We start from the raw sequence: 3,639 nt of genomic DNA on the forward strand, positions 1-3,639 counted from the left end.
CTGTGGTTGACCAAGGAAATCATCCTGTCCTCCATCAAGGTCTCGATTCGAGTGCTGCGCGGTCCGCAGTCGCTGAACCCGGACTTTCGTCCGATCGCCCACGGTCAGTCGACCAGCATGGGCGAAACCATCCTGGCGAATTCCATCACGCTCACGCCCGGCACGCTGTCGGTCCGCGTTGATGACAGGACCATCGACGTGCACAGCATCGACGAGGCCTTCATCGACGAGCTGGAAACCGGCCGCTTCGCCACGCGCGTGCGCCAACTGGATACCGGCTCGTGATGTTCGCGGCGGCCATGCTCGCGGTGGCAACCACCATGGCGCTTGCGCTGGCGCGCGCCCTGCTTGGACCCACGGTCTACGACCGCATCCTTGCGTTGAACGTGTTCGGGACCAAGACCGTGCTGTTCATCGCGGTTGCCGGCTTCCTGTTCGGCCGACCCGAGTTTCTGGATATCGGCCTGGTCTATGCGCTGATCAACTTCATCGGCACGGTCGCCGTGCTGAAACTCATGCATTACGGCGAGCTGGGCTGGATCGACGGCGCCGGGGAGCACGACGACCTATGACCTTCGTCATCGACGGCCTCTCCTGGTGCTTGCTGCTGGCCGGTGGCGCGTTCTGCGTCATCAGTGGCATCGGCCTGTTCCGCATGCCCGACGTGTTCACGCGCTCTCATGCGGCCGGAATGACCGACACGGTGGGCGCGTCGATGATTCTGCTGGGCCTGCTGTTGCAGGCGCCGGACTGGACGGTCGCCGTGCGCCTGCTGCTGATCATCGGCTTTCTGGTGCTGACCAGCCCGACGGCCTCGCACGCACTCGCCCAGGCAGCGCTGGCCGACGGCTACAAGCCGCTGCTCGGCCGGCGTCAGGCCGGCCGCCGTCCTCCGAGGACCGCGGCATGAGCGCGCTGGCGTTCGATGCGCTCAATGTGTTCCTGCTCGCCTGTCTGGTAGTGACCGGCCTGGCGATCGCGCGGCTGCGCGGACTGTTTGCCGTGGCCATGCTCAGCGGCATCTACAGCCTGCTCAGCGCGAGTGTCTTCGTGTTGCTGGACGCCGTCGACGTCGCCTTCACCGAAGCGGCCGTCGGCGCCGGGATGACGACGGTGCTGTTCCTGGCGACCTTCGGCCTCACCCGTTCACGCGAGCATGCCGCGCCACACCAGAAGCGCGTGCCGGCCCTGCTGGTGGCGGTCGCCTGCGGTGGCGTGCTGCTGGTCGCGCTGTCCGACATGCCGCCCTTCGGCGCCGCGGACACGCCAGTGCAGACCGATCCGATCACCGAGCGCTACGTCGAGACCACGCACGAGGAAGTGGGCATCCCCAACATGGTCACCACGCTGCTGGCCAGCTACCGCGGGTTCGACACGCTGGGCGAGGTCGTCGTCGTGTTCACGGCCGGCATCGCGGTGCTGATGCTGCTGGGACGCTGCAGCCGCGAGCGCGCGGAGGACGAGTCATGAGGGCGTTGCAACAGGAGCACGTGGTCCTGCGGGTCATCGCCAAGATGCTGGTGCCGATGATCCTGCTGTTCGCGCTGTACGTGCAGTTTCATGGTGACTACGGACCGGGCGGCGGCTTTCAGGCCGGCGTGATCTTCGCCTCCGGCATCATTCTCTACGCGCTGGTGTTCGGGCTGTCGGCGGCACGTCAGGTCCTGCCGCCCCCGGTGGTGCGCCGGCTGGCGCCCCTGGGCGTGCTCCTCTATGCCGGCGTCGGCGTGTTCAGCCTGCTGTCGGACCGCGCCTTTCTGGACTACAGCGCCATCGACCCGGAGCACCCCAGCCATGGCCAGCACCTGGGCATTCTGCTGGTGGAACTGGGTGTGGGCATCACCGTCGCATCGGTCATGCTGATGCTGTTCTACAGCTTCGCGGGACGAGGCCGCCGATGATCCTGGCGCACTACAACTACTGGGTGGTCGTGCTGCTGATGATGATCGGGCTGTACACGGTCATGGCGCATGGCAACCTCGTCAAGAAGCTGCTGGGCCTGTCGATGTTCCAGACCTCGGTGTTCCTGATGTTCATCAGTCTGGGCAAGATCGAGGGCGGCACGGCGCCGATTCTCGCCGGTGAGGGCGCGGTGTACTCCAACCCGCTGCCACACGTGCTGATCCTGACCGCGATTGTCGTCGGCGTGGCGACGACGGCCGTCGGGCTGGCGCTCGTCGTCCGTATCCACGAGGCCTACCACACCATTGAAGAACACGAGGCCGTGAAGCAGGAGCAACGGGAGAGCGGACAGGCGTGAATACGCAACTCCCCGTCCTGGTGGTGCTGATCCCGCTGCTGATCGCTCCGCTGATCGTTCTGGTGCGCCACTCCACGGCCGCCTGGGCGCTTTACGCGGCTTCGGCGGCGGGCAGTTTCGCCCTCGCCGTCCGCTGCCTGCTGCTGGTGCGGGAGCACGGCGTGTTGCAGGCGTTTCTTGGTGGCTGGGAGCCGCCATTCGGCATCGAGTACCGCGTCGACCTGCTCAACGCGATCGTGCTGTGCCTGGTCAGCGGCATCGGCCTGCTGGTCGCGCCGATGGCCAGAGCATCGGTCCAGCGCGAGATCTCCGAGCCGAGGATTTATCTGTTCTACGCCTGTCTGGCCCTTTGCATGACCGGCCTGCTGGGCATGACCGCGACCGGTGATGCGTTCAACGTGTTCGTGTTCCTGGAGATCTCATCCTTGTCTGGCTACGCGCTGATCGCCATGGGCAGGTCGCGCCGCGCGCTGATGGCAAGCTTCCGCTATCTGGTCATGGGCACCGTCGGAGGCACGTTCTTCCTGACCGGCGTCGGACTGCTGTACGCCATCACCGGCACCCTCAACATGGCGGACCTCGCCGGCTCGCTGACCACCGGTTTCGGCAATCGCGTACTGATCGCGGCCTCCGCGTTCATCGTCATCGGCCTGGCGATCAAGATCGCACTGTTCCCGCTACACGCGTGGCTGCCTGCCGCCTATGCGGAGGCCCCGTCCGCGGTCACCGCGTTCATGGCGGCCACCGCCACCAAGGTCGCCGCTTACACCCTACTCCGGTTCGCCACTACCGTGCTCGGTCCGGTCGTGGTGTTCGCGACTTTGCCCATCGGCACCATCCTGATGTGGCTGGCCTGCATCGCGATGATCGTCGGCTCCGCGGTCGCGATCTACCAGAGCGACTTCAAGCAGTTGCTGGCTTGGTCCAGCCTCGCCCAGATCGGCTACATCATTCTCGGCATCGCGCTGGGCACGGCCGACGGCGCTGGCGCAGCGGTGCTGCACATGGTCAATCACGGTGTGATCAAGTGCGGACTGTTCGTCATCGCCGCCGCGATGGTCTGGCGGCTGGGCGGCAGTGCCGTCGACAATGTGTCGGGCATGCCGACCCGCCAGCCGTTGTTGTTCGCGGCCCTGCTGATTGGCCTGCTCGGGCTGATCGGCGTGCCCGGCACCGCGGGTTTCGTCAGCAAATGGGCGCTGTTGCAGGCATTGCTCGCGGAATCGGCCTGGGTGCCCATCGTCGCGTTGCTGGTCAGTTCCCTGCTGGCGGTTGTTTATTGCTGGCGCATCGTCGAGGTTGCCTGGTTCGGCGCGCCGAAAGAAGGTGATGCGCGCGCGCCATCGCTGCCGGCCGGCTTCACCGTCAGCCTAGGCGCA

The 3,639-nt window shown here is 66.0% G+C and carries 7 protein-coding genes; all 7 read left to right on the forward strand.

The annotated features are described in order from the left end of the window. Positions 1-285: Na+/H+ antiporter subunit E (locus tag ABNS06_RS08690; protein WP_348673936.1), on the forward strand; the 285-nt coding region annotated here is incomplete at its 5' end. Further along, complete coding sequence (locus ABNS06_RS08695; protein WP_348673947.1) at positions 285-572, forward strand: monovalent cation/H+ antiporter complex subunit F; 288 nt, start codon at positions 285-287, stop codon at positions 570-572. The genes ABNS06_RS08690 and ABNS06_RS08695, both read left to right, overlap by 1 nt. Continuing rightward, on the forward strand, positions 569-910 hold the full coding sequence (gene mnhG, locus ABNS06_RS08700) for a monovalent cation/H(+) antiporter subunit G (protein ID WP_348673938.1): 342 nt from the start codon (positions 569-571) through the stop codon (positions 908-910). Before ABNS06_RS08695 ends, mnhG begins: the two co-directional genes overlap by 4 nt. Further along, a complete protein-coding gene (locus ABNS06_RS08705; protein WP_348673940.1) occupies positions 907-1,470 on the forward strand; it encodes a DUF4040 domain-containing protein in 564 nt (187 codons plus the stop codon). Before mnhG ends, ABNS06_RS08705 begins: the two co-directional genes overlap by 4 nt. After that, positions 1,467-1,901: a Na(+)/H(+) antiporter subunit B gene (locus ABNS06_RS08710; RefSeq protein WP_348673942.1), complete on the forward strand. Its 435-nt coding sequence runs from the start codon at positions 1,467-1,469 to the stop codon at positions 1,899-1,901. Before ABNS06_RS08705 ends, ABNS06_RS08710 begins: the two co-directional genes overlap by 4 nt. After that, complete coding sequence (locus tag ABNS06_RS08715) at positions 1,898-2,260, forward strand: cation:proton antiporter subunit C (protein WP_348673944.1); 363 nt, start codon at positions 1,898-1,900, stop codon at positions 2,258-2,260. Before ABNS06_RS08710 ends, ABNS06_RS08715 begins: the two co-directional genes overlap by 4 nt. After that, positions 2,257-3,639 (forward strand): monovalent cation/H+ antiporter subunit D family protein (locus ABNS06_RS08720; RefSeq protein ID WP_348673946.1); only part of this gene is annotated, 1,383 nt, incomplete at its 3' end. The genes ABNS06_RS08715 and ABNS06_RS08720, both read left to right, overlap by 4 nt.

Source organism: uncultured Abyssibacter sp., from assembly GCF_964000955.1.
Lineage (GTDB): Bacteria > Pseudomonadota > Gammaproteobacteria > Nevskiales > OUC007 > Abyssibacter.